General features: G+C 59.6%; 25 protein-coding genes. 15 read left to right on the plus strand and 10 right to left on the minus strand.

Translation table 11 applies throughout. The features are described 5' to 3' along the window. Positions 1-91: 91 nt before the first annotated feature. Entirely contained in the window at positions 92-1054 is a 963-nt protein-coding gene (locus TBK1r_RS07130; RefSeq protein ID WP_145208488.1) for a uracil-DNA glycosylase, read from the minus strand. A 106-nt stretch (positions 1055-1160) separates the two neighbouring features. On the opposite strand from TBK1r_RS07130, the gene der reads away from it, so the two are divergent. Together der and TBK1r_RS07140 are read left to right on the plus strand one after the other, a co-directional pair. Continuing rightward, positions 1161-2498, plus strand: a complete 1338-nt coding sequence (gene der / locus TBK1r_RS07135; protein WP_145208490.1) for a ribosome biogenesis GTPase Der — start codon at positions 1161-1163, stop codon at positions 2496-2498. 150 nt (positions 2499-2648) lie between these two features. Beyond that, entirely contained in the window at positions 2649-4022 is a 1374-nt protein-coding gene (locus TBK1r_RS07140) for a hypothetical protein (RefSeq protein WP_145208492.1), read from the plus strand. A 26-nt stretch (positions 4023-4048) separates the two neighbouring features. Here the strand turns inward: TBK1r_RS07140 and TBK1r_RS07145 are convergent, their stop codons facing one another. Then, the gene (locus TBK1r_RS07145; protein WP_145208494.1) at positions 4049-5038 is read right to left on the minus strand and encodes a CPBP family intramembrane glutamic endopeptidase; all 990 of its coding nucleotides are present in this window, start codon (positions 5036-5038) and stop codon (positions 4049-4051) included. 7 nt (positions 5039-5045) lie between these two features. After that, complete coding sequence (pgsA, locus tag TBK1r_RS07150) at positions 5046-5738, minus strand: CDP-diacylglycerol--glycerol-3-phosphate 3-phosphatidyltransferase (protein WP_372894555.1); 693 nt, start codon at positions 5736-5738, stop codon at positions 5046-5048. 202 nt (positions 5739-5940) lie between these two features. Here pgsA and TBK1r_RS07155 point away from each other — a divergent pair, with 202 nt between their 5' ends. The 5 genes from TBK1r_RS07155 (at position 5941) to TBK1r_RS07175 (ending at position 9918) form a co-directional block, all read left to right on the plus strand. Continuing rightward, positions 5941-6399: a 3-hydroxyacyl-ACP dehydratase FabZ family protein gene (locus TBK1r_RS07155; protein WP_145208496.1), complete on the plus strand. Its 459-nt coding sequence runs from the start codon at positions 5941-5943 to the stop codon at positions 6397-6399. 26 nt (positions 6400-6425) lie between these two features. Next, a complete protein-coding gene (locus TBK1r_RS07160; RefSeq protein WP_145222195.1) occupies positions 6426-7235 on the plus strand; it encodes an enoyl-ACP reductase FabI in 810 nt (269 codons plus the stop codon). 39 nt (positions 7236-7274) lie between these two features. Continuing rightward, positions 7275-8132: a branched-chain-amino-acid transaminase gene (ilvE, locus tag TBK1r_RS07165; RefSeq protein WP_145208499.1), complete on the plus strand. Its 858-nt coding sequence runs from the start codon at positions 7275-7277 to the stop codon at positions 8130-8132. 599 nt (positions 8133-8731) lie between these two features. Then, positions 8732-9130: a hypothetical protein gene (locus tag TBK1r_RS07170; RefSeq protein WP_145208501.1), complete on the plus strand. Its 399-nt coding sequence runs from the start codon at positions 8732-8734 to the stop codon at positions 9128-9130. 128 nt (positions 9131-9258) lie between these two features. Then, the gene (locus tag TBK1r_RS07175) at positions 9259-9918 is read left to right on the plus strand and encodes a 3-keto-disaccharide hydrolase (RefSeq protein WP_145208503.1); all 660 of its coding nucleotides are present in this window, start codon (positions 9259-9261) and stop codon (positions 9916-9918) included. 37 nt (positions 9919-9955) lie between these two features. Here the strand turns inward: TBK1r_RS07175 and TBK1r_RS07180 are convergent, their stop codons facing one another. Next, on the minus strand, positions 9956-10654 hold the full coding sequence (locus TBK1r_RS07180) for an RsmD family RNA methyltransferase (RefSeq protein ID WP_145208505.1): 699 nt from the start codon (positions 10652-10654) through the stop codon (positions 9956-9958). Between the two features lie 165 nt (positions 10655-10819). On the opposite strand from TBK1r_RS07180, the gene TBK1r_RS07185 reads away from it, so the two are divergent. Continuing rightward, positions 10820-12184, plus strand: a complete 1365-nt coding sequence (locus tag TBK1r_RS07185; RefSeq protein ID WP_145208506.1) for a peptidylprolyl isomerase — start codon at positions 10820-10822, stop codon at positions 12182-12184. A 319-nt stretch (positions 12185-12503) separates the two neighbouring features. Then, positions 12504-13889, plus strand: a complete 1386-nt coding sequence (locus TBK1r_RS07190; RefSeq protein ID WP_419581071.1) for an asparagine synthase-related protein — start codon at positions 12504-12506, stop codon at positions 13887-13889. Between the two features lie 518 nt (positions 13890-14407). On the opposite strand, the gene TBK1r_RS38400 is transcribed toward TBK1r_RS07190, so the two are convergent. Continuing rightward, positions 14408-14644, minus strand: a complete 237-nt coding sequence (locus tag TBK1r_RS38400; protein WP_419581072.1) for a hypothetical protein — start codon at positions 14642-14644, stop codon at positions 14408-14410. Between the two features lie 165 nt (positions 14645-14809). Between TBK1r_RS38400 and TBK1r_RS38405 the strand changes: the two genes are divergently transcribed. Further along, a complete protein-coding gene (locus tag TBK1r_RS38405; RefSeq protein ID WP_419581073.1) occupies positions 14810-15610 on the plus strand; it encodes a transposase in 801 nt (266 codons plus the stop codon). A gap of 351 nt (positions 15611-15961) precedes the next feature. Here TBK1r_RS38405 and TBK1r_RS07200 read toward each other — a convergent pair whose 3' ends face one another. After that, positions 15962-17272, minus strand: a complete 1311-nt coding sequence (locus tag TBK1r_RS07200) for a CCA tRNA nucleotidyltransferase (RefSeq protein ID WP_419581074.1) — start codon at positions 17270-17272, stop codon at positions 15962-15964. Positions 17273-17356: 84 nt separating this feature from the next. Here TBK1r_RS07200 and TBK1r_RS07205 point away from each other — a divergent pair, with 84 nt between their 5' ends. Beyond that, complete coding sequence (locus TBK1r_RS07205; protein ID WP_145208510.1) at positions 17357-17800, plus strand: NUDIX hydrolase; 444 nt, start codon at positions 17357-17359, stop codon at positions 17798-17800. Between the two features lie 15 nt (positions 17801-17815). Here the strand turns inward: TBK1r_RS07205 and TBK1r_RS07210 are convergent, their stop codons facing one another. From TBK1r_RS07210 to ubiE, 3 genes are read right to left on the minus strand one after another with little or no spacing between them, the layout of a single operon-like run. Continuing rightward, a complete protein-coding gene (locus tag TBK1r_RS07210; RefSeq protein ID WP_419581075.1) occupies positions 17816-18796 on the minus strand; it encodes a 4-hydroxybenzoate octaprenyltransferase in 981 nt (326 codons plus the stop codon). Then, complete coding sequence (locus TBK1r_RS07215) at positions 18793-19491, minus strand: UbiX family flavin prenyltransferase (RefSeq protein ID WP_145208514.1); 699 nt, start codon at positions 19489-19491, stop codon at positions 18793-18795. Before TBK1r_RS07215 ends, TBK1r_RS07210 begins: the two co-directional genes overlap by 4 nt. Then, positions 19488-20297, minus strand: coding sequence for a bifunctional demethylmenaquinone methyltransferase/2-methoxy-6-polyprenyl-1,4-benzoquinol methylase UbiE (ubiE, locus tag TBK1r_RS07220; protein WP_145208517.1), 810 nt, complete (start codon positions 20295-20297; stop codon positions 19488-19490). Before ubiE ends, TBK1r_RS07215 begins: the two co-directional genes overlap by 4 nt. 299 nt (positions 20298-20596) lie before the next feature. Here ubiE and TBK1r_RS07225 point away from each other — a divergent pair, with 299 nt between their 5' ends. The 3 genes from TBK1r_RS07225 (at position 20597) to TBK1r_RS07235 (ending at position 23293) form a co-directional block, all read left to right on the plus strand. Then, positions 20597-21271 (plus strand): HAD family hydrolase, encoded by a 675-nt coding sequence (locus TBK1r_RS07225; RefSeq protein WP_145208519.1) that lies wholly within the window; start codon positions 20597-20599, stop codon positions 21269-21271. Between the two features lie 335 nt (positions 21272-21606). Continuing rightward, entirely contained in the window at positions 21607-22131 is a 525-nt protein-coding gene (gene purE / locus TBK1r_RS07230) for a 5-(carboxyamino)imidazole ribonucleotide mutase (protein ID WP_419581076.1), read from the plus strand. Between the two features lie 7 nt (positions 22132-22138). Beyond that, positions 22139-23293, plus strand: a complete 1155-nt coding sequence (locus TBK1r_RS07235) for a 5-(carboxyamino)imidazole ribonucleotide synthase (RefSeq protein WP_473772494.1) — start codon at positions 22139-22141, stop codon at positions 23291-23293. A 194-nt stretch (positions 23294-23487) separates the two neighbouring features. Here TBK1r_RS07235 and TBK1r_RS07240 read toward each other — a convergent pair whose 3' ends face one another. Then, positions 23488-24156 (minus strand): redox-sensing transcriptional repressor Rex, encoded by a 669-nt coding sequence (locus TBK1r_RS07240; RefSeq protein WP_145208521.1) that lies wholly within the window; start codon positions 24154-24156, stop codon positions 23488-23490. A gap of 518 nt (positions 24157-24674) precedes the next feature. Between TBK1r_RS07240 and TBK1r_RS07245 the strand changes: the two genes are divergently transcribed. Beyond that, complete coding sequence (locus tag TBK1r_RS07245; protein WP_145208522.1) at positions 24675-26426, plus strand: hypothetical protein; 1752 nt, start codon at positions 24675-24677, stop codon at positions 26424-26426. Positions 26427-26544: the final 118 nt, after the last annotated feature.

Consider the following 26544-nt stretch of genomic DNA (forward strand, 5'->3'; position numbering starts at 1 on the left):
AAGCGATCCTTTCGCTTACGTTTGGTATCCGCGATCGATGCACAGATTGTTCTCGTATCGCAAAACCGGTCAATACGAGTTTTTTCGGCGGCTACATCAAGCCGGCGTCGCGAAGCATCAGCTGTAAATCGTCCCAGGCCGCTTTTTTCGCGGCCGGATTGCGCAACAGATAAGAAGGGTGATACGTCACCAACACTTTGCTATCAAAGTATTGATGAAATTTTCCTCGCAATCGTCCGACGGACAGTTTGGTGCTAAGCAGTGCTTGGGCGCTGACCAGCCCCAAGCACACGATGTATTCGGGGCGCAAGATTTCGAACTGTGCTTGGAAGAACTCGCGACAGTTTTCGATCTCGGTCGGCTCGGGGTTGCGGTTGTTGGGCGGCCGACACTTGACCGTGTTCATGATGTAGACGTCTTCGCGGGCGAACTTGCACGCTTGAATCATCTTGGTCAGTAGCTGGCCGGCCTTGCCGACAAACGGACGTCCCGACAGGTCTTCTTCGCGACCGGGGCCTTCGCCAAAGAAGGCGACTCGCGGCGCCACGTTGCCTTCGCCGAAGACCGTTTTGGTGCGGCACTGGGAAAGGATTTCACAGCGCGTGCAGGCGGCCACCTGTTCGGAGAACTTTGCCAGTTCTGCGGCGCGCATCTCAGGGACCAGCGATGGTCCCGGGTAGGGCTCGGCGGGATCGGCCGAATCGCTCTGCAGCGAGAACCCAGTCGTGGGTCCTGCGGTGCTCGGCTGGGCGGAACCGGCGGCGACAGTTGGGGGCGCCGCTGCGGGTGGAACCGTGGGGGGGGAAACTGCGGGCGGCGCGGACACCTGCTCAGAGGTTCCCTCGGGGGTTCGCTCCGCAACTTGCTCGGATCCTTCTCCGGGCGAACCGTCGGCGGCGAACCGCAACTGTTCCGCCAACGCGGTCACGGAGTCGGGGTCGGCCGCCGGCAACCACTGGACGCCGACGCGTTGCAGATGTTCGGCCAATCCGGCGGCTTGGGCGAGGGTGACGGCCGGATCGGGCCCTTCGAGATTTTGATTTTCTTGCGGCATGGCACCATAGATAACACACGGCCTACTTGTTTTGCACCATGGCGTTTAACATAGCAGGCTTGTTTCCCATCCCGTTCCGCGCCACGCCTGTCCGACAGTCTTTTCCATGCCCGTCCCCCAAGTTGCGATTGTTGGCCGTCCGAACGTCGGCAAAAGCAGTCTTTTTAATTGGCTCGCCCGCCGCCGTTTGGCGATTGTTGACGACTACGAGGGCGTCACCCGCGATCGCATGACGACCCTGATCGAGACGGAGGACCAGTTTTTTGAGCTGACCGACACCGGGGGGTTGGGTATCGAAGATCCGGACGATTTGACCGCGGACGTTCGTCGCCAGATCGAATTTGCGATCAACTCCGCAGACGTCATCTTGCTGGTCGTCGATGTCCAGACCGGGCTGATGCCCCTGGACCAGTTGGTCGTCGAGCGGCTTCGAGCGGTGGAGCGTCCGGTGATTCTGGTCGCCAACAAATCCGACCAGCAGCACCATGACATCCACGCCGAAGAGTTTCACCGACTCGGCCGCGGGCATCTGATCACGGTCAGCACGACACAGAATCGAAACCGCGACGAGCTGTTGGAACTGATTCGCGACCGGCTTCCGCCCTCGGACGAAACGGCCAACGTCGCGACCATGAAACTGGCGATCGTCGGGCGGCGAAACGTCGGCAAAAGCACCTTCGTCAACACATTGGCCGAAACCGATCGGATGATCGTCAGCGAAGTGCCCGGCACGACCCGCGACAGCGTGGATGTGCACTTCGAAGTCGATGGCCAAACCTTCATCGCGATCGACACGCCGGGATTGCGAAAACGAAAGAGCCAACGCACCGACCTGGAATACTACGGCATGCACCGGGCCCAACGCAGCATCCGCCGCGCCGACGTCGTGTTGATGTTCTTTGACGCCAATGAAACGGTCAGCAAAGTGGACAAGCAGCTGATCGGTTACGTCATCGAAAACTACAAGCCGTGCATCTTTGTGATCAACAAGTGGGACCTGTTACACGACACGATTCCGACCGAGCGGTGGGTGCGTTATCTGCGCCGTCAATTTCCGACGCTCTCGTACGCGCCGATCGCATTCATCACCGGCCAGACGGGAAAGAACGTCAAAGCGCTGATGAACCATTCGTCGATGTTGTTCAAACAGGCTCGCGAACGGGTTTCGACCGGACAGTTGAACCGTTTACTGCGCAGCGCGATCGAAGCCCACCAACCGCCGCTGTACCAGAATCGTCGTCCCAAAATCTATTACGCCACACAGGTCGCGACCGAACCGCCGACGATCGTCGTGATGTGTAATGACCCCAAGGCATTCTCCAACGATTACCAGCGTTACCTGATGAACGTGATGCGCGATCATCTAAAATTTGGCGAAGTGCCGATTAAGATGTACCTGCAAAAACGCGCCCGCAACGACGAAGAGGACGTGATCAATCGCTGAGCGGCGATCGGCAACGCGGTGCGAGAGGCTTCCAGCCTGTCAGCCCCGAACTGAATCCAACCGGGCACGGCGAAGCCTAGCAACACCGCGAAGCCTAGCACCACTGCAAAGCCAAGCCACACTGCGAAGCCCATCAACCTTGCGAATGTCATGAAATCGAACGGCGGTCTGATTCGGTGGATCTTGTTCGTCTTGCTCGGCGTTGCCCTGGCCGCCGTCTCGGGCCGTCTCTCCGTACACACGGTCAATGACACGCCCAGCTATGTCAATTATCCGCTGAACTCATTGACCGATGCGTTGCTTTCGACTCGCACGCCGGCCTACCCGATCGCTTTGTCGATCATCGATGCGACCGTCGGCCTGTCCTGGGTTCCGCTGCTGCACGTGCTGCTGCACGCGACCGCGTCGTGGATCCTAGCCGAAGCCTTGATCGGTCGTGGCATGCCGCGACGTTCGGCAACCGCGGCGGCTGTTTGCGTGTTGGTCGGATGCACGGCGGCGGACCACATCAGCACCGTCAGCACCGACGCGCCGGCGGCGTCGCTGGGTGTGATCACCGCGGCGTTGTTGATGAACGCCATTCGCACACGATCGACGCCCCAAGCGATCGCCTGTGCGGTCGCCGCGGTATTGACCATCTTTGTACGACCGGCCTATCTGTACCTGATCCCGTGGCTGGCGGTGGCCGGATGGCTGTTGTCCCATCACCGCCAGACCGACGAGGTTGCGGGAACAACGAATCCAGCGTCCCAGCCGTCACGACTGCTGGAATTCAAACTGGCCCTCTCGGTCGCGGTGGTCCTCTTGGGCTGGATGTGCTTTCGGAAACTGGTGGTTTCCGATTTCGGCATCGCGCCGTTCGGTCACCAGAACCTTTCCGCGATCCTGGTTCAAACGGTGTCGCCGCAGACGCTGAGAGATCTGCCCGGCGAGTCGGGCGAGCTGGGACGAGCGGTCGCCGACGAACTGGAGAGAAAGGGGTTTCAACTGCCCGGCCCAAACGGCGGCTCGTTGCCCACGCTGACGATCGAGGAGCAATGGGGACAGATCAACTATGGCGTCGTTTGGCCGCTCGCCCGCGACCAGTTCGCACAACGAGATGCGGTCGGCTTGGTCGCGCCGCAAGTCGCCGTTCATCGACGAATCGGTGACTTCAACCGAGCGATCCTCTTGCAGTCCCCGGGCGGTTACGTGCGATGGTTGTTGTTGGCGGTGCGTCGTAGCGTCTGGGGCACCGCGGCGAACATCGCGATGCATCCGATCTTTCTGCCGATGATCTTGATGGGATTGTTGGGGCTGTTGATCAAAGCGACCAAGCAACCGACGCTCGGCCCGATCGTTGTCCCCGAGGGTTGGAATGCGTTTGCGGTCGTCGCGATCTCGTACGTGATCTTCAACGTCGGCTTTGTGATTCTGTCGAGCCCGCCGCTGGGACGCTTTGCCGACGCCGGCGCGATCTTTTTGCCAGGATTGATCGCCAGTGTGTTGGCCGCAAATGTTGCAACGCCAAACGCAGTCCGCTGATGCTGCCCGTTGACGCTCGACGGTGACTACAACCCCGCGTTGACGCGGCAAAACTCCATGCACAGCGTCGCCGCGTTGAGCAGCATGTGAACGACGATCGCTGGAACCAACCGTCCGGTTCGCTGGTACAAAAAACCCAATCCGACCGAAAGGAAAAACAGCGGAATCGGCGCGGCCCCTTGGCCCCAATGCATCGCCGCAAACAGCAAACTGGTGACGTAGATCGGCCAGGCAGTGGAGGGTTTCCAAAACGACATGGCGTCCGAATCAGGCGGCGGGTCGGCGATCTGCTGCAACCCGCCTTGCAGAAGCAGCCGGAATTGAAATTCTTCGACGATCGGGGTCAAACACGCCGCTGAAACAAGCAGGGCGAGAAACGTCTGTGTCCCGCTCTCTTCGGCCAGCAAGTTGGTCACCGTGTGTTCGTATTGAACCAGATTGGAAACCAGCAGATTCAACAACAAAACGGGAGCCAGGATCCAAACGGTTGCGAACAAACCGCGGCGGATGTCGTCTCGATTGGGAACCAAGCTCAAGTGCGCCAGCGTCGCCCCTTGCGTCAGTCGTAAGAAGATCAGGGTGAGCACGAAGGCGGCGAGATTGGCGATGAAGTGGATTCGAACCTGGCTGCGAAGCTTCGCGGCGCGATCACTCGGCGCTTCGGCAGGTGCATCATCAGCCGCAGCATCATCCGGCGGAGCGTCGTCGGCTTGCTCGACCACGGCGGCGGCGGGTGGCGTTTGGTCCGTCTCCTGCTGCGGTGTTGACAGCGATTGCTGCAACGACGCCCCCACCAGGATCATGATGCCGAACATCAACAGGAAATCAAAAACCGTCCAGCGTGGCCGGGGCTGGGGGAGCCGGGTGATCAAGTCGGGCGAAACGTCTCCGCACAGATTTCGTTTGCCCCGTCCACGCCACCACTGAATCCAGAGCACGCTGCCGGCAATGAGGAGCGTGAGCACGGTCAGCGAGATGGCGAGGAAGCCGATTTCAAAGAGGTTCACGCGCTGCATGGAGCGTTCATTCCGGTTCGTCGGGTTCGTCCTGCATCAGCCTTGCCGCGGCCAGTGTGTAATCGTAACCCGAGTACACGGTCAGCAGGATCGATCCCCACACCAAACCCAGCGTGGTGAAGGTCAGCCAGGACGGAGCCGTTTCGTATTGCAGATAGATCAGCGAGGCGACGACGGCGGCGCACTGCAGCACCATTTTCCATTTCCCCAGCCAACTGGCCGAGAAATCTTTGCCGCTGCCCTCGACCATGCCGCGCAAACTGGTCACCAACAACTCGCGACCGACCACCAGCGTGGCCATCCACGAGGCGACGGGTGAGTTGACCACCCCGACCAGAGCGATGAACGAGCCGCAAATGATGATCTTGTCGACAAACGGGTCAAAGATCCGGCCGAATTTGGTGACTTGGCCATACTTGCGTGCCCAATAGCCGTCCATCCAATCGGTCGACGCGGCGACCAAAAAGACGACCGTCGCGGCCAGGAAATAGCCCGCCGGGATCAGCGCCATCACAGCAATCGCCATCGCGAACCGGATGCTGGTCAACGCGTTCGGCACGTTGTAAATCGAACGCTTCCCGATCGAATCGAGCAGTTCGGGAGGCGATTCGGGAGGCACGGACTGCGGTGACGGCGGCAAGGGCACTGCTTTTTGGGGATGATTCAGACGCGTCGGGGCTGCACAACGGACTGTCGACATGATGATCGTCTCTGGCCAACGAGGAAAGGGGCACGTGGCGTTTTCGCCCGGATGAGCCTTTAGAGCCCTCTCGCAGCGTTATCCTGCGCCCGTTACCCCGCGCCACACTGCCTGCCGGATGCACTGGCCGGATGCCAGTCCCATGGCGTTCCCCTCCGCGTGCCGTCTTGGCGCTGCGCGAAACAACACTTCAATTACGCCCATGAGTATCGAAGCAATAGAACAGGCGATCCCCCACCGCCCGCCGATGCGTCTGATCGACGAAATCTGCGAGCAGAGCGAGACGACAATCGTCTGCAAAAAATCCTTTTCGGCGGATGAATTTTTCGTCCAAGGCCACTTTCCGGGGCAACCGATCGTCCCCGGCGTGATCCAGTGCGAATGCTGTCTGCAGGCCGGCGCGGTGTTGTTGCACCAACAGATGGACAGCGCACCGGGCAGCGTGCCGGTGGCGACCCGCATGGACAGCGTCAAATTCAAACGCATGATCCGCCCCGGCGACACCGTCGAAATCCACGTGACGCTGAACGACCAGCTCAGCAACGCCTACTATTTGACCGGCAAAATGCTGCTCGAGGGAAAAATGGCGATGCGGCTGGATTTTGCCGTCAGTGTCAGCGCGCCTGAACCGCCGGCGACGAGCGAGGAGACGCAGCGGTGAGTGACCCGAGCAACCAACCGGCCGTGATGGATTTTCTGCAGATGTCCGGAAAGACCTATCTGGTCCTGGGCGTCGCCAACAAAAAAAGTGTGGCCTACGCGATCGCACGGATCATTGAACAATCCGGCGGCAAGGTGATTTACGCCGTCCGCAGCCAAGCCCGCAAGGAAAGCACCGCGAAATTGCTGCGTGACCGCGACGTGCGGGTTTGCGATGTCGAACACCAAGACCAGATCGACGCCTTGGCGAACCAGCTCGGCGACGAAGGTGTCACGTTGGCGGGAATGGTGCACTCGATCGCGTTTGCCGATTATCCCGATGGCATTCGGCCGTTCCACGAAACGACGCGACAACAATTCTTGCAGGCGGTCGACATTTCCGCCTACTCCCTGATCAACCTGTCCAACGCCTTGAAAGATCGCTTTGCCCCCGACGCGTCGGTCGTCACCATCGGGATCAGCACCACCCGCATGGCCAGTGAAAGCTATGGATTCATGGCCCCGATCAAGGCGGCACTGGAATCGTCGCTGGCGTTTCTGACCAAGTCGTTCAGCCGGTTCAGTCGCGTCCGCTTCAACGCCGTGGCCGCCGGATTGCTCAAGACCAGTGCCTCGGCCGGCATTCCCGGCTACGTCGATTCTTACCTTTACGCCGAACAGGTCATCCCCCGCAAAGAGGCGGTGAAAACGGAAGAAGTTGCCCAGACGGCAGCATTCCTGTTGTCATCGCGAAGTAGTGGGATCACGGCCCAATCGGTGGTTGTCGACGCTGGAATGTCGATCAACTATTTTGACGCCTCGGTCGTCGGTGCCGTGACCGATTCCCAGCTCGGCTAATTTCGTTCCTCCCTACCGCGTCCCCTGTTTTCAATCGTCATGTCCCGACAGATCTATATCAACGGCCAATTCCATGCCCCGGAAGACGCGAAAATCAGCGTCTACGATCACGGGCTGCTCTACGGCGACGGCGTCTTTGAAGGCATGCGGATCTACGGCAAGAAGGTGTTTCGCTTGACCGAGCACCTGAAACGGCTCGACGAATCGGCCTGTGCGATCAATCTGCAACTTCCCATTTCCTTGGAACAGCTCGCCGCCGACACCAACGAAACGGTTGCCAAGAACGAGATTGTCGACGGCTACATCCGCTTGATCGTCACGCGCGGCGCCGGTCCGCTGGGGCTCGATCCCTTCAAATGTTCCGATCCACAAGTCATCATCATCGCCGACTCCATCACGTTGTACCCCGAGTCGTATTACGAAAATGGTTTGGAGCTGGTCACCGCGTCGACGATTCGAAACCATCCGGCGGCGCTCAGCCCACGGATCAAGTCGCTCAACTACCTGAACAATATTCTGGCCAAGATGGAGGGTCTCAAAGCCGGTTGCATCGAAGCGTTGATGCTCAATCACAAAGGCGAAGTGGCCGAGTGCACCGGCGATAATTTGTTCGTGATCAAAAATGGTCGACTGAACACGCCGCCGATCGAAGCCGGCATTCTGGAAGGCGTCACCCGCAACGCCGTGTTGGAATTGGCGCGTGAAGCGGGCATCGAAACCACCGAGTTGCCGATGACACGACACGATATCTACGTCGCCGACGAGTGTTTTCTGACCGGCAGCGCGGCCGAAGTGATCCCCGCCGTGACACTCGACGGACGCAAGATCGGCGATGGCAAAGTCGGCCCGATCACGCAGCAGCTGAACAAAGCTTTCCGCGAACTGGTGCGGAAGTAGACGGTGGCCCCCACGGGGCAACGCTGTGAAGCGTTTTTTAGCGGTCGGGCGCGAGCCCTCCGGTGTTTCGGGAACGATGAGGGACCGGAGGGCTCGCGCCCTGCCGCTATCACCTCGTAAAACGCAGGGAATAAATGCTCCACAGCGTTACCCAGGAGGGCAGCGGAAGTTTTACCTACCGTTCGCGGGTCCGTTGCCCCTCAATCGCTCGGCTGTTATCAATTCTAGCACCCTGAACAGTCGATCCATGTATGTGCAGCAGCAACTGACTCGGAGTGCGTGGGGCAGGCCGGGTCAAAACACTGCCAGCAGCAAGTCGAGCGACCTGGGTTTTCTCGAAGTGCCGGCCCGAGTGGCTGGTGCCTTGGGGCAGAAAGCCCGGGTCGTCTCGCATGCGCTGAACCCGCTGTCGAGCCAGCTGTAAACGGCAATTCCGCTCGAAAACCCTCTAAAAACGCCGTGCCCGATTTGACTTTTCGGTCGATTTGAGCGTTAATTAGGTCAATCGGTTGATCAAAACCGATCCCCCACCCACCTAAGCCCCCTATCTTGGGCATGCCTCCGCGTGCGAGGCATCGATTATTCCTCGGAGACAATGCATGAAACGGTTCGCAATTCTATTTGGTTGTCTCGCTCTTCTGGCCAGCCCCGCGTTGGCGACGAGCGAATTCAGCAAACAATGGAAAAACAAATACTTGAGCGGCGATGACGTCGACGAGGCATTCGTTAAAAAAGCACGCAAACACGGCTGCTACATCTGTCACGTCGACAAAGAAGACAAGAAAAAGGTCCGCAACGAGTACGGCAAGGCCATCCACGAGTTCTTGAAGGCCGAAGACTTCCCCAAGGACTGGGTCAAAGAAAACCCCGAAGAAGCTCAAAAGAAGATCTACGCCGGATTTGAAAAAGCCGGTGAGAAGAAGAGCAAAGACGGCAAGACCTTCGCCGAAAAGATCAAGAACGGCGAAGTCCCCGCGACTGATTCTGGCAAAGAATAGTCGTCGATCCGACTGCCGACACGGCCACCCCAAACGCTTGCAGCACCCCGGTGCCGCAGGCGTTTTTTTTCGAGCCTAGCCAGACTGTCCCCTCCCCCACGTCCCTCCCCACACACGAGTAGTTGCAAATGCGTTCGTTCGTCTGTTCTCTTGCCGTAGCCGTTGCCTGCATCGCCGGCACCCGCACCGCCCCCGCCGAAACACCCTCCACTGAAGACGGTTTCGTCAAGATTTTTGATGGCGAGTCGATGGAGGGCTGGAAACTGGCAGAAGAAAACACCGATGCCTGGCAGGTCGAAGATGGAAAGCTGGTTTGTCGTGGCGAACGCTGCCACGCGTTCTACGTCGGTCCGCTGGCTCCGATGAAGGACTTTCATTTCAAGGCCGAAGTCATGACGACGCCGGGCAGCAACGCCGGGATCTATTTCCACACCAAGTACCAACCGACCGGCTGGCCGAAATATGGTTATGAATGCCAGGTCAACGTGTCGCACAAAGACCCCAAGAAGACCAGCAGCTTGTACGCGGTGGAAAACGTTTCGGCCGAAGATCTCGCTGCCAACGGGATCAAAGACAACCAATGGTACACTCAAGAAATCATCGTGACCGGCCGTCGGATCCAATTGATCGTCAACGGGAAAACCCTGGTCGACTACACCGAGCCGGAAAACAAAGAAGCGTTCGACAAGAACTTTGAGCGGCGTTTGGGTGAAGGCACGATCGCGCTGCAAGCCCACGACCCCAAAAGCGTTTGCTATTTCCGCAATCTGCGCGTCAAACCGCTGTAGCTTCGTTGCCGCGTGGCCGACAGACCTGCGGTTTGATTCACATCCGCATGCCGCAAATCATCGGCGGCTCGATGAACGACAGACGTGTTCCGCCGTACAACCGGTGGTCCCACTGCCCCGGCGGCAATTGGGATTCGTCGTAGTGTTTATCCGTTTCGGCGACGATCAGACTGCCCGGCGGGGAGTGATTCATGGCCAGACGGATCAGCCCCTGCAGCGACTCCGCGGCGGTTTCCCACATCGCGTAGGGTGGGCACAGGTAAACAATTCGCGGGGTATCGTCCAATGGGGCGTCTGGATCGGCCGGCCCCAGAAGACTGCTGCCCAAACGAAACGCGTCGCCGTAAAGGATCTTGATCTTGGACGCCACACCCAACGTTTCGGCGGTCGATTCCAAGAACGCGTGGGCTCGCCGGTTCTTTTCGATCGCAATGGCCGACGACGCGCCCCGGCTGAGCGATTCAAAGGCGACCGCTCCGGTGCCGGCAAACAGATCGTACGATTTCGAACCCTTGATGCGGGGGCCGATGATGTTGAACAAACTTTCTCGCACGCTGTCCTTCATCGGCCGGGTGAATTCCGCACCGTGGTAAACCACCGTCCGGCCGCGCATCGAGCCGCCGATGATCCGCAGCTTTTGCGGACGCCGTTTTTGCGGTTTCTTCGGGGTTGGGGGTGGATCTTTCGATTCGAGAGATCCGGTTCGCGGTCGACGCGGCTTGCGGGAGCGGTTCATCTGGGGAAGTATACGCGGGCAGCGTTTTTTCGCGATCCCCGCTGGAGTCAAACGGCCCGCCGCCCGCCCCAACCGGCCCCGTCAGCGAACGCCCAAAACCGAAACGCAGCTCGATGCGTAGTGCTGCTGAGCTCCTTCGTTCCCACCGCAGGTTTCCAGAACTCCATGATCGTCCGCAGCCCACTCCAAACCCTTGTCCCCGTCTGCCTCATCGCGGCGCTGTCGCTCGGTCCGGTCCAGGATTCACGCGGCCAACAACCGGATGCCGAACCCTCGCAGCCGGCTCCAACCGCTGCATCGGCGGCTGATTCGGCGGCAGGGTCTGCGACGGTAGACCACAGCGGGCACGACCATGCCGCCGATTCGGCGACGGCCCCCCCTGACACAGCGAAGGAGACCGAAGCGATCCTCAAGGAATTCAAGGAGATGGCTTCGCCTGAGTTGTACGAAGAAGGGATGGCGGCCCGTGACGCCTTTGAAGACGCTTCGCAGCAGTTCAAGGACAAGGTGTTGCAGATGCGGCGCCACTACATCCTGTTCGTCAACGAATTCAGCGACGATCGCCAAACCTACCTGACGCTGCGAAACGAAAGTCGCGAGCTGATGAACCAGGCCTATCGAAAAGCACTCGATCTGATCGACTTCTATCCGGACCCGGTGGCCATGCGATACGTGGTGACGGTTCTGGAACAGCGATTCAAACACGACGTGTACAACGCCGAAACGCTCGAAGGTGCGGCGAAAATGCTCGATTACGGAATCCGGCTCCGCTACGTCGCCCTGGCAGCCGCGCGTGCCGCGATGTGCGCCGGCGATTTCCCGCTGGCCGAAAGTCTCTACAAGAATCTTCAGGAGGATGAAATCGAAGACAAGGACAAGGCGATGATGGTGCAGTTTGATGCCATCAAAAAGCAGTTCGAAACCGAGCAAGAACTGTTGCGCAACGATCCCGAAGAGCTGCCCCAAGTCCGCTTCAAGACGACGCGTGGCGAGATCATCGCCGACCTGTACATCCACGAAGCTCCGTCCACCGTCGCCCACTTCATCGAATTGGTCGAATCGGGGTTCTACGACGGATTGGATTTCTTTCAAGTCGTCGAAGGGCTGCTGGCGTTGACCGGTGACCCGCTCGGCGACGGCAGCTCCCGACCGGATCGCTTTCTGGCCGATGAACATGGCCGCGACGTCGTTCGCATGCCCCTGGCCGGCTCACTGGTGATGGCGAAACTGCCCGGCCCCAACAACGATTTCATCCCCAACACGGCGGGCACCCAATTCGCCATGCTGTTCATGCCGTTGCCCTCGGTCAGCGAGCAGCAAACCGTGTTCGGCAGAATCACCAAGGGGCTGGACGTCTTGGGAGCCTTGCGGAGAGTGGACCCGCACAAAGAAAAGAAGAAAGGCGCCGTGGTGATGCCGCCAGACCGCATCCTCGAAGCCGAAATCCTGAATCGCCCCGAAACGCTGCCCGAAGTGATTTACGCCGATCCCCTCGCTCCCCTGCAGAACGCGCCGGGGCCGGTTGGATGAGTGAGCCGCGACGCGTCAGCGGCCGGGCCCAACGCAATGCCCGAGGCCTTACGGCCAGCGACTCACCCTCCGTTTCGCATTCACAATTGATCCGATAGGCCGGGTAGTGGACGAGGCGACGAGTCCTCTGTTATCGGGTCGTGGACGAGGCGACGAGTCCTCTGTAGTCGGCAAATCGGCGGAGGACGACGTCGCCCACCGAGGCCCGCGGACTCACCGCAAACGGCTGATCCGCCACTAGCTGACGCTTCCCCCCGGGACCATTAAGCTATGCAGTAGCGAATCCCTCCCCTCCTTCACGTTTGATCCCGTAACCGCGATGTCTCAGCCAACCGACCCGATGTCACGCGCCGCATTTGATGGACAAGCCCCGGCACTTATCGACCGGGTGGTCAACCTGATGGATCCCGACGGGGACGTGATTTTGAACATGTCGCACGAGCAAGCGTGCGCGGCCGTGGCCAGCGGCGATGCCGAAGCGGTCCGTCGCATCCGCGGTCAGTTCGCGATCTGCCAACAGGAAGGAAAAACGATCCGCATGGCGCGGTCGATCGGTCGACCGATGCGATACTTTTTGGCCAAACGCGCCGAAGGGCCGGCATTGGTGATCGCCGAGCGGATGAGTCAGATTCTCGAGCAACTCAAGGTCGAAGGGCTCGCCGATCAATTCCATCCCTCCTACACCCGGATGGTGCCGGCCCATTATCTGCTCGAACTTCAGCTGGTCGGCTGTCCCGATCCGAACCCACAATTGACGCGTTACTTCGCCCCCGAACGCAACCGCTTGCCCGCCGACATCGATGCCATCGGCGCCGCCTACATCCAGCGGCTGGCCGAAGTGATCGATCAGTATTTGATCACGATCCCCGACCAAGAACCGATCGGCGTGATGTTCAGCGGCGGAATCGACAGCGGTTCGATCCTCGTGCTCGTCGATTACCTGCTCCGCCGACGCGGACATTCCTCGTCACGACTCAAAGCGTTCGCGTTGTCGTTGGAAGGCCGCTCGCAAGACGTCGATCAGGCACGTGAGTTCCTCAAGGCGATCGATTTGGAAATGTTGCTCGAGCCGATCGAGGTCGCTCTGTCGGACGTCCGTTGGCAGGACGCCGTCGCATCGATCGAAGACTACAAGCCGTTGGACGTGCAGTCGGCGACGATGGGCTACGCACTGCTCCGTGAGATTCGCAGGCGCTATCCGGATTGGAACTACTTGATCGATGGGGACGGCGGCGATGAAAACTTGAAGGACTATCCGATCGAAGACAACCCGGAGCTGACGGTCCGCAGCGTGCTGGGCAACCGGATGCTGTACCAGGAGGGCTGGGGTGTCGACGCCGTCAAACATTCCCTCGTCTACAGTGGCGGGCAAAGCCGGGGACACAGTCGCACCAGTGCGCCGGCCGCCGAATTCGGTTTCAAAGGGTTCAGCCCCTACGCCGTTCCCGATGTGATCGAAATCGCCGAAGCGGTCCCGTTCGTCGCGTTGACCAACTGGGACCATCAGAAACTCTACGCGCTCAAGGGCGACATCGTCGCCGCGGGCATTCGGCAAGTGACCGGAGTCGAGATGCCGGTGTATCAAAAACGCCGCTTCCAACACGGCGCCGCCGACCCGAAAACGTTCGAGCGATTGTTCCCCAAAAACGAACAAACCTACCGCGATGAATTTTCCCGAATGATTCGGGCGCACGTTGGTGTCTAGCCTTCAGGCGATTCCCGGTCGCTGCGAAGCAGCAAGACGGGCGGCTGAAGCCTGCACACCAGCGCACGTCGGTGTCCAGCCTTTAGAGACCGTCCAGCTTACGAGCGATATTTGCTGGCAAAAAAAATGGCCTCGCCGCTATAGGAGATTCGCACTAAATGTGCGAGTGCTTTCTTCTCCAAACGACAGGCCATTGGCAAGGATAGCCATGATTCGCGTTCAAAAAAATAGCATTCCGCGAGAATCCGCTCGGTCCGGGAGACCCGAAATGGGAAAAACTCCGAGAGAGATTCGCTGACGATAACCATGTCCAAGCGGTTTTAAGAACCATCGCCGTAGTCGATATTGACTCGCTTCACGCGGCGTATCGCGGCACTGGATCGAAGCCATTTCGCCCTGAATGTTTGCTTGCCATTGCCTTGGTCGAGACTCTTAAAGGCGTCACTTCACCGGCGGCATGGCACTCGGATGCCAGCACTCGCGATCAGTGTAAGTTCGTTGGCAACGGCGTCTGTCCTTCACGTACCGCCTGGTACGATTTCCGAGATCGATGCGGGAAGTTTATTGATGACGTTCATCAATCTCTTGTCACCGACGCGATCAACAAGGAACTGATCGATCCACACGAATGTTCGATCGACGGTACCTTTACAGCCGCCGCCGCTTCGCGTCACAAAATCTTCAATCTCAAACAAATCAATCGTCGCCTGGCGAAGCTCAAACGCATCATCCGAGAGCTCGACGATCCCGATCAAACAGCTTCTTCGAAACGCGTCAAAGCCATTCCGAATTGGGTAGGCAAAACGCCCGTTGGTCGCCAAGACCAGCGCCGTCGGCTTGCCGATGCGAAACGTCGAATGCTCGAAAATATTGGGGAAAATCGACTCAAACCCAGTCGCTACCGGAAAGATGAGTCGCGAATGGTCATCAGCCCCGCTGATATCGACGCCGTGATTGGCAAAGACAAAAAAAAGGTGGTTCGTCCACTTTACAATGTTCAGTACATGACGGACTGTGCCAGTGACGTGATTGTCGCTTATGGGGTTTGGGCGCAGAACAACGACAATGGAACGTTAGTTCCGATGATTCAGAAGACAAAAGCAATGACCGCTGGGCGACTTCGTAAGGTCCATGCTGACTCGGGATACTGTTCAATACTCGATCTTCAAGACTGCACCAACGAGAACATCGATCTGTTCGCTCCGGTTCCGAACAACACGGCAGCATCCCGCAAGCTTCCTAACGGTGAGATCCAGATTCCATCGAAAGACTTTTGCTTCGACGAATCCACACGCACGATGACTTGTCCCAATGGAAATGAGATGAGATTCGTCAAAGAGGTCCAAGTTCCGCGTGCATGTGGTCGCACCGTTGGTGAATTGCGTTTTGAGCAATCTGCTTCGGTCTGCTCGGCTTGCCCGCTTGCTTTTCGGTGCATCGGCGGCAAGTCAAAGCGGCGTACAGTTGCTCGCCAAAGTCAGCAAGGAGTTCTTGATGCCCAAAAAACGAAAATGGAGAGCGAGCAAGGCAAACGGAGCGGTCGACTACGTGGCCAAGTAATCGAACGGCGGTTCGCTGATGGAAAATTACATCGCAATCAGGAGCCCCAAAACGGACGTGGCCTGCACCGAGTGCGCCCCGAGGTGGGACTCCTCGCGGTTGCGCAGAACACCCTGACCCTGTACAACCTCGAAAAACGCGGGCCAAAGCCCGCCACCTAAGCTGGACGGTCTCTTTAGGCGCATCCCCCCGCGCTGCGAAGCAGCAAGACGAGCGGCTGAAGCCTGCACACCAGCACCCGTTGGTGTCCAGCCTTTAGGCGCATCCCCACGCGCTGCGAAGCAGCAAGACGGGCGGCTGAAGCCTGCACACCAGCGCACGTTGGTGTCTAGCCTTTAGGCGATTCCCGGTCGCTGCGGAGCAGCGAAACAGAACGGCTAAAGCCTGCACACCAGCACCCGTTGGTGTCCAGCCTTCAGGCGCATCCCCACGCGCTGCGAAGCAGCAAGACGAGCGGCTGAAGCCTGCACACCAACACGCATGCCCGTGCCAATCGTGTCCGACGCGTTTCGCTAACGCTTGGTGATCATCGCCAATGCTTCTTCACCGGTCGTGATCTGGCCATCGAGTTGGGCGTCGCGGGCGGCTTGCAACCAGGTTCGAAATTGGGGACCGGGCTGGTGGCCGGCGGCGCGGAGCATGTCGCCGGTCAGCAGCGGCCGAGGGTTCAAACGCTCCTCAGGCCACGCCAGTGCCTTGCGACACAAGTCCACTCCGGCTTGCGGCAGCTCCTTGGCACAGGTGATCGCCGCGGCGACGTGAAACACGCAATCGGCGTCACGATCAACCAGCGTCGGTTGCACGGCCGACCACTGCTGCCGATGCGCATCAGCGATGACCGACCAGCGTTTCGCCGCCGCGGTGATTCGACGCGTTTCTTCGCTGGAAAGTCGCCACTGATGCGAAATCCGTTTGACGAGTGTTCCGATCGGCGAGGCTGCCGGGTTTTCTGCGATCACGTACAAGATCAACGCCATCGAAGACTCGAAATCCAACGACTGGCGATGTCCCAGATAATTGACCAAGGAGGACGGTTCAGCGAAGCGCAATTCGGGCAGGATCAACCGGTCCAGCCCGCACTCGATCAACAGCTCCAAGCCGCGCGGGGCATGGATCGAAACCACAATGCGTCGCATCTCCGCGCCGATCCGTTCGGCGCTGACGACCGCGATCTCATCGGCGCGGTGAACGATCTCCGCTTTGGTCGCCGCATCGAGTTCGAAACCGAGCGTGGTCGCGAATCGAACCGCTCGCAACATTCTCAATTTGTCTTCTTCGAAGCGTTCGTCGGCGGCGCCGATCGTCCGCAATCGCCGCGCCGCCAGATCGACTTGGCCGCCGACATAGTCGATCACTTTTTCTTCGGCGGGATCGAAGAACAGGCCGTTGATCGTAAAATCGCGGCGCAGAGCGTCGTGTTTGGCGTCACCGTAATGGACCTTGTCGGGGCGTCGACCGTCGCTGTACTCGCCGTCGCTGCGAAACGTCGCGACTTCGGTGGGATGGACGTGATCGAGCTTGGCCCACGAGTCGTCGGCTCGTTTTTCGGGCAACACCCCGATCACACCGAACGACGCGCCGAAGGCGAGCGTCTTACGTTTTCCGAAGATTTCGCGGACACGGTCGGGGGTCGCGTCGGTGGCGACGTCGAAGTCCTTGGGTTCGCGACCGAGCAGCGCGTCGCGGACGCATCCGCCGGCAAAATACGCGACGTGTCCCCGCTCATGGAGCCGCGCACAAATCCGAGTCGCCTCGGCAAACGATGCGCGCGTCTCTAGTGAGTGATCGCTGCTGGAATCAAACAGGGGACCAATTTTCGTCAATGGTTTGCCGTGGAAGGAGGATGTTTCGGGCAATCGACCGGATCACGATTGTCGATTTCTCCGTGTTCGGTTACAAGCTGGGCTATGAACTCTCCCCCGATCAAGCCGAGAACGCGCCGCAAGCGAGGCGTCGTCGCCGTCGTCTTTCGCGACGCCAAACTGCTGATCATCCGTCGCGCCCTGACCGTGACGGCACCCGGCAAGCTTTGTTTGCCCGGCGGAGGGATTGAACCAGGAGAGACAGAAGCCGAGGCCCTGGTTCGCGAAATGCAGGAAGAACTCGCCATCGACGTCACTCCGGCCGGACTATGTTACCGCAGCGTGACGTCGTGGGGCACCAATCTGGCCTGGTGGCACGCCAATTTGGACGAGGGCCACCATCCGATCGCCAACCCGGACGAAGTGGCCGACGTGTTTTGGATGAGTCGCGATGAAGTCCGGTACGCCGCCGACGTGCTGCCGAGTCTGCCGCCGTTTCTGACCGCCTGGGAACGGGGCGAAATCGAGCTGCCGTGCGACTGGCGCTGATCGACCGTCGATTCGCTACAACCACAAACAATCGATCGATCCGGCGACCAACAACAACATGCTGATCGCGACGTTGGCGTGGAAGAACGCTTCGTTGACGCGATTCAGATCGTTCGGCCGCACCAGCGTGTGCTGTCGCACGACCAACGCGGTGATGCAGACCAGCGTGATCCAGTACAGCCAGCCGAATCCCACATTCGGGGCCAACCCGGGCAACAGCGCCAAAAGCACCAGCATCACCACGTGTGATCCGGCCGCGATTCGAAAGGCACCAGCCACCCCGAATCGACTCGGCACGCTGTGCAGCCCCGCGGCGGCATCAAACGCTTGATCCTGGCACGCGTAAATGATGTCGAATCCCGTCACCCACGCGGCCACGGCGGCGGCAAGCAGCAACGGCGCCACCAGATCGCTCGGCCAGGCGAACACCGCCGGCCCGCGAATCGCAACCCAGGCGCAGATCGGCGAAAGACTGAGCGCCACGCCCAGCCACAAATGCGCCGCACTGGTGAATCGTTTGGCCAGCGAATACCCCAGCAAGAACAACAGCACCGGGACCGAAGCGGCTAGCGGGATCCAGTTGGGCAGGAACAGGGCGGTCGATGCGACAAACAATGCCCCACATCCGACCGTGAACGACAAGACCGACTTCCGCGACAGCACGCCGGCGGGAAGGTGACGCCCTTGGGTGCGAGGGTTTTCCGCATCGATCTTGTGATCGACCAATCGATTGAACGCCATCGCCGCGCTGCGGGCGGCGACCATGCACAGCAAGATCCCCAGCAGATCGCGGAAACGCACGGTCACGGCATCTCCATCGGGCAACGGCGTCGCGATCGCCATCACGGTCGCCAAGGCCGCAAAGGGCAACGCGAACAAGGTGTGACTGAATCGAATCAGCCCTAGCCAATCGGCCAATCTGCCGCTGCCTGAGGCGCTGCCTGCACCGCCGCCTGTCGGCCCCTGATCGCCGGAATGTACACCGCCTGATGTCATGATCCGTCCTTCCATCTTTGGATCAATCGGTTGTCCAACGTCAGTTGATCCAAGATCCGACTGACGACAAAATCGACCAACGAATCGAGCGAGTCGACGTCGTGATACCACCCCGGCATCGCCGGCAAGATCACGCCTCCGGCCAACGCGATCCGGTGCATGTTTTCCAATTGCAGCGCGCTGACCGGCGTTTCCCGAGGCACGACGACCAGTTTACGATGCTCTTTCAAGTGGACTTCGGCCGCCCGCTGAATCAAATTACTCGCCGCCGCCCGTGCGATACCGCTGAGCGTGCTGCCGCTGCACGGACAAACGACCATCGCGCTGGTGCGAAACGATCCGCTGGCGATCGGGGTCATGTAGTCATCGTATTGGTGATAGTGAAACCGCTGGGCCAACACGCTTTCCCAATCGGTTTGCTGCACCACGTCGCGATGACGATCGGTCGACCACGCCGGGATGTAGGAAACCAGCTGGATCAAATCCAAACCGCGCAGATTGATCGCCAAGCCCGTTTCTTGTTTGATCACCGCCGCGCCGCTGGGACTGATCGTCAAATGCACGTCGATCTCGCAATGGGCCAGCGATTGCAGCAAACGGATCGCATACATCGCCCCACTGGCACCGGTGATCCCGATCACCAGCGGATCCCTCAGTGGCTCCCTTTGCGCGGCCAGAGTTCCCGCGGCACTCATTGGGGCTCCCCATCGGGGTTGGAATTCGACTCGGGTTTGGTGCCCTCGTAGATGGTGCAAACCCCAAACGTCAGCGGGGTGAATTTGACATCCGTCAATCCGGCAGCCTGCATCCGATCGGCCAATGCTTGCCCGTCGGGAAAGCGGCTAACCGAATCAGGCAGATACGAATACGCCGACTTGTTGTTGCGGGCGAACCATTGTCCGACCCGGGGCAGAATGTGCTTGAAATAAAAGTTGTAGGTCTGTCGCAGCCCCGGCAGAGTCGGCTTGGAGAATTCCAACACCATCACCTGGCCGCCTGGACGACACACCCGCGTCATCTCGCGCAGCCCTCGATCGGTATCGGCGACGTTCCGCAACCCGAAGGCCACGGTGACGCATTGGAATCGGTTGGACGCGAAGGGCAATTGTTGGGAATCGGCTTCGAGAAAATCGATCGATTCCGATCGCGCACCGACGACGCGTTTTCGCCGGGCGATTTCCAGCATCGCGAAACAAAAATCGCTGCCCACGACCTCGACGCCGTCCGGCGCCGCGTCGGCGATCGCGATCGCCAGATCGCCCGTCCCGGTGCACACATCCAATGCCGGCACGCCGGGAATCAGACTCAATCGCTTGACCGCCTGGCTCCGCCAGTATTTGTCGATGTTCAGCGACAGCAGATGGTTCATCAGATCGTAACGGGGCGCGATCTGGCGAAACATCTCGCGCACCCGAGCATTGCTCTTGTCCAATTCCCCGGCCGGTTCGGTGGGGGGCGTGTCGACGGTGGGAGGCGCTGGTTCGGTCACGTTGGCGGTCATGGAACGGGTTCGATGGATAGGCTGGGGGTGTGGCCGCGGCTTGACTTTCGGGGTAGCGAGCGAGCGTCAACGGTTTGGTGATTCTCCCAATTCAACGCGATCATGTCAGCCGGACGCGGAAACCGTCCTTAGGTTCTGGCATGACGGTCCCGATTTGGGAAGGACACGACAAGCAACCGCAAAACGGGCGGGCGCAAAACACGCCCCAAAAAAAGGCCCCAATCTAGGCCACAGTGCGTCGCGCCAGTTTCGGTGCCAAGGTGCTGCTGCGGGGCCCGAGATCTGCTAACTTTTTCGCCATGCGGACACTTTTTTTTGATATCGATGGGACCTTGCTCATCACCCAAAGAGCCGGCAGCGGTGCGTTGGTGCGTGCGATGGTGAGTGAATTTGGGGTCGCCGACCTGGCCATCGAACACATTTCCTTCGGCGGACGCACCGATCGCGATTTGGTTTGTGAGTTTCTGGTGGCCGGTAAAATTGACCCGACGCCCGAGAACCAAGGCCGATTGCGGCGGCGTTACGCCGTGACGCTACGCGAAACGCTGCCGACGGTGCGTGGCGAAGTGTTGCCGGGGGTCACGGAATTGCTGCCGGCGTTGTCAGCGACGCCCCACGTTTCGCTGGCTGTGATGACGGGAAATTTTCCGGAAACGGCGCGGATGAAACTGGAGACATTCCGTCTGATCGATTTCTTTCCCTGGGTCGTCGGCGGCGATCTGGACGCGGTTCGCTGCGACATGGCCCGCCGCGCGGCCGACCAATTGGCCCGGCGTCGAGGCGAGGCGGCCCGTGACGACATGATCGTCATCGGCGACACCCCCAATGATGTCCGCTGTGCCCACACGATCGGCGCCAAGTGTTTGGCGGTCTGTACCGGGACGGCCAGCCGCGAAGAACTGGAACACGCCGGCGCCGACCGCATCGTCGATGATCTGACCGATCGGGACGCGCTGGAGTACTTGGTTCGGTAGGGGGGGGTGAGTTTCAGGTTTCAGGTTTCAGGTTTCAGGTTTCAGGTTTCAGGTTTCAGGTTTCAGGTTTCAGGTTTCAGGTTTCAGGTTTCAGGTTTCAGGTTTCAGGTTTCAGTTTTCAGTTTTCTTCAATATTTTCCTGTCATCCATTTTCTTGTCTCCGTCTCCTCTGCAACGTCCCAACTTTCTGCCCCCCCTTTTTCTGCCAGACTCCCCAACCGCAGCCACCTGAGCCGACTGTTCTTTCCCACTCTCGCTACTTCCGGTTTGGCGAGTTTCGCTTTAAAACTCTTGTTGAACCGGTTTTCCCTCCTCCGCCAGCGCCACCAGCGAGCATGACGACACCCGAAACCGACGGAACGCAATTCCCCGCCACCGATGCTGTGGTCGGCGTGATCATGGGCAGCAAGAACGACTGGGAAACGATGCGTCCGGCGTGCGAGATCCTGGACGCCTTGGGGATCAAGCATGAACGGACCGTCGTCAGCGCCCACCGCACCCCGGCACGGATGTTCGCCTATGCCCAATCGGCGCGTCAGCGGGGACTGAAAGTGATCATCGCGGGGGCCGGCGGCGCCGCCCATCTGCCGGGGATGGTGGCATCGGAGACTTCGTTGCCGGTGATCGGTGTTCCGGTGCAGAGCCGGGCGCTGCAGGGGCTCGATTCGCTGTTGTCGATCGTGCAAATGCCCGGCGGGATTCCCGTCGCCACCATGTCGATCGGGTCCAGCGGGGCCAAGAACGCTGGCTTGATGGCCGCTCGCATGCTGGCGATCAGTGACGAGGCCGTCCGTGCGGCGTTGGAAACGTTCATCCAACAGCAGACTCAGCAAGTCCTCGCCGCCACCGAACTGGAGTGATCTCGACGTGTCAGCACTGAAATCGAACGACTCGATGGTGATGCCGGGGGCGACCATCGGCATGGTCGGCGGCGGACAACTGGGACGAATGTTTGCGATCGCGGCGATGCAGATGGGTTACGACGTCGTGATCTTTTGCGGCTCGGCCGACGAACCGGCCGGACAAGTCGCCACGCGAACCGTCGTCGGCGATCTGCTCGATCACGCGGTCGTGTCAAAGTTTGCCAAGCAGTGCCAGGTGATCACGCTGGAATTCGAAAACATTCCGGCCGAAACGATTCGCTGGTGCAGCGAGTTCGCGCCGACGTATCCCTCGCACCATGTGCTCGCCACCGCACAGGATCGACTGGTCGAAAAAACAACGTTCCGCGATGCCGGGTTGGCGGTGACACCCTATGCCGCGGTGGATTCGGCCGCCGGCGTCGGCGAGTTTGCCGAGCAGCATGGCTGGCCGGTGATCGTGAAAACGGCGCGGAGCGGATACGACGGCAAGGGACAGCATCGCTTGGATGGCCCCTCCGACGCGGAGGCGGTGCCGTGGGAGTCGGCGGATTCTTGGATCGCGGAGAAATGGATCCCGTTCGAGCGCGAAGCGTCCGTCGTGGTGGCGCGTTCGACCCGGGGCGAAGTCCGCTGTTTCCCACCGTTTGAAAATGATCACCGCAATCACATCCTCGACGTCTCGTTCTGCCCGTCGACGTTGTCGCCGGCACAACAACAATTGGCCACGACGATCGCCACCCGGGCTGCAGACGTGTTGCAGTTGGTCGGCGTCCTGTGTGTGGAATTTTTTGTCGTCGACGCGGAAACGATCTTGATCAACGAAGTCGCGCCGCGGCCGCACAACAGTGGCCACTTGACGATCGAAGCGTGTCACACCAGCCAGTTCGAACAACACGTCCGAGCGGTCTGTGGACTGCCACTCGGATCGACCGAACTGCGTGTCGGCGGCGCAGCGATGGCCAACTTGCTGGGTGATCTGTGGGGCAGCCAAGGACAGCCGCCATGCTGGGATCGGGCGGTGGCCGTGCCATCGGTTTCGCTGCACCTGTATGGAAAATCCGACGCCAAAGTCGGACGCAAGATGGGGCACCTGACCGCCACGGCGGATTCCGCCGCCGCGGCCGTCGCCACCGTCCAACAGGCGCGTGAAACGCTCTAGTAGGCCGCGTTAGAGAATGAGCCGTTCGGCGCAAACGCAATACCGCTAAATCGACAAGGTATTGACCAGCGAGCAGGGCCCGTAGGCTCGCGCCAAACGGCTGATCATCAATTGACATCAGCCGGTTCGCGCCAGCGTCCGGGCACCCCTCAATGTCGAGTTAGCGTTTTGGCGCGAGAAAATCGATCCAACCGTCAGCGGTTCTGGACGCTGAAGGCGAGCCGTTGCAATTCGCTGGCCAAGTCGACGTTCACGACGGCCGTGGATCCCGGCAACCGCAACGTGGTGGGCGCGAAATTCAGGATGCCGCTGACGCCGGCGGCCACCAAATCGGCGGCGACGAATGCCGCTTGGTCGACCGGGACGGCCAGGATGGCCAGGTCCGGCGAGAGTTCGGCCAGCTTGCCGGTCATCGTGGCGGCATTCCAAATCGAAACCCCGCCGATCTGTTTTCCAATCTTTGCCGGGTCGAGATCGAACGCGGCGACCAGTCGAAACCCTAAACGCTCGAACCCTCGGTAGCGGAGCAAGGCATCGCCGAGCGATCCGACGCCGACCAAGATGACCTGCCACTGCAGCCCACTTCCGAGCACCGCGCCGATCTGTTCGGTCAGTTTGTCGATCGGATAGCCCACGCCGCGGCGGCCGATCGTTCCCAAACTGCTCAGGTCGCGGCGGACGACGGCGGGAGACACATCGACGAGTGCACCGAGCTGTTTGCTGTTGAGATGGGTTTCGCCCTGATCGGCCAAGCGATGCAATTCGCGAAAGTACAGACTCAGCCGCCCGACGGCCGGCCGCGGCAGTTTGTTGACGCCGCTGTTGGGGTCCGAAGTCGTCTTGGGGTCCGGTTCTGAGGGCATGGCAGGATTGTAACGACCGAGCGGACGGGAGAGGGGCCGCGGGAGCGGGCAGAAACATGGATCACCGGGGGGGAGAGTCTCCAGTGTGAAACCTGAAACTCGAAACTAAGCCCGTTCCCCCCGCCGTCCCGATCGCTACATCTGTTACGGATTGCAATGACGGCACTCCTGGACAGCCTAGGCGTCTTATTTTGCCCTGATCGTGCTGTTTACTTGGTCGGATCACTTTACGCAGACGATGAATTGACAGCATAAGGACCCAATTCGTTGGCACGCAGAGTTTGTGTGTCCGCACCATCTTCCTCCCACCGTGAAGTGCGGGTAGATGGGAAAGAGGTTAATTCGGGCCACGATCGGCACTTTCGGGTGCAGTGACCGGAGTCGGATTCATCTTGAACGGGGGGTCTTTCGTCGCAGTGCACGTGCACGCAAAAAGTGCAGGAAGGTGTGAGCAATGGGTCTCGCATCATCCAGTGCGTCCCTTTGCAACCCAAAAGTGTTTTCTGGAGAAAGAAGAGATGAAAAGGCTGTGGTTATTGCCCGCCTTGGCGATCATTGCGATCGTCTCGGGGGCTCAATCCGCACGCGCCGCTTATTGTGGTGCGATCAGCTATCAAGGCTGTAGTAATTGCGGAGAGTCAGTGGTCAGCGACGGCACCGTCGTTGATGGCGCGTCACCCGTCGCTGACGGAGCTGCATCGGCTAACGCCGATGGAAGCTACACCGTCATGCGTAACGTGACCGAGACCGTGTACGAGCAAGTCCAAGAGACTCGCTATCGTACGCGGAACGAAACGTATTACGAAGACAAAGAAGTCCAAGCGACTCGTGTCGTTCCTTACACGGAACAGCGTGAAGTCCAGTACACCGTGATGGTGCCGACGTACGAAACCAAAACTCGTACGATCAACTACACCGTCAACAAACCGGTTTACGAGACTCACGAAAAGGTCATCAACTACACGGTCAAAAAGCCCGTGTACGAGACCAAGACGCGTACGATCAACTACACGGTGATGAAGCCGGTGTACGAGACGCACGAAAAGGTGATCAACTACACGGTCAAAAAGCCCGTGTGGGAAACCAAGACGCGTACGATCAACTACACCGTCAACAAGCCGGTGTACGAAACTCGCACGAAAACCATCAACTACACGGTGATGGTTCCCGTTCACGAGACCAAGACTCGTACGATCAACTACACGGTTTACAACACCGTGCGTGAAGACAAGGTTCGCACCGAGAACTACACCGTCATGGTTCCCGAACAGTACACCAAGACCATCACGGTCAAAGGTGGACATTGGGAAACGCAAACGGAAACCGTTCCTGGTCCGATGATGCGACGCACGGTTCGTGAACCGGGCACGTGGACCTACGACCCGGCGACCTGCCGTTGCGTGTACTGCCCCGGCAAGTGCCGCGTCGAATGCGTCCAAGGTTGCCCCAAGACGATCTGCAAGAAAGTCTGGGTTCCGACCTGCGAGGAAAAGGAAATCTGCTGCACGCGGTACGTCAAAGAGTGCCGCACGCGTGAGATCCCTTACACCGTTTGCCGACGCGTTCCTGAGTGCAAGACCAAGACTTGCACCTACACCGTCTGCAAGATGGTTCCCGAGTGCCGCACCAAGACTTGCAACTACACGGTTTGCAAGATGGTTCCCGAGTGCCGCACGAAGACTTGCGAGTACAAAGTTTGCAGCTACGTCTGCGAGCAACGCAGCAAGGTTTGCAAGTACACCACGTGCAAGATGGTTCCCGAGTGCCGCACGAAGACCTGCAACTACACCGTTTGCAGCTACGTCTGCGAGCCTCGTACGAAGGTCTGCAAGTACACCACTTGCAAGATGGTTCCCGAGTGCCGTACCAAGACTTGCGAATACAAAGTTTGCAAGATGGTTCCCGAGTGCCGCACCAAGACGATCTGCGTCAACAAGTGCCGCACCGAGTGCTACACGAAGATCTGCAAGGTCAAGAAGTGCCGTCAGGTCTGCGAGCCTTACACGGTCACCAAGTGCGTTCCGCGTACGGTCTGCAAGCAAGTCCCCGTGACGGTTTGCTGCCCGGCCCCGGTCTGCTGTGGTGCCGCTGACGCTTGCGGATGCTGCGAGCCGGCTTGCGGATGCAGCAAGGCTCGTGGCGGATTGCTGAAGAAGCTGTTCGGCGGACGCAAAGGCTGCTGTGACAGCGGCTGCGACGTCGCTCCCAGCTGCGGATGCGACGCTGAGCCGACTTGTGGTTGCGAAGCCGCTCCTTCCTGCGGCTGCTAATTGAAAAGGCCGGGCGGTCTCGCCGAGTCTCAAAACTCGGCGGACAGCCTAGCCGCTCAAAACTGCACGCGACAAGCCAGGCGGGGTGAGCCCCTCAGTTGAGGTGGCTCACCCCGTT

The sequence above is a fragment of the Stieleria magnilauensis genome (assembly GCA_007753675.1).
GTDB lineage: Bacteria > Planctomycetota > Planctomycetia > Pirellulales > Pirellulaceae > Stieleria > Stieleria magnilauensis.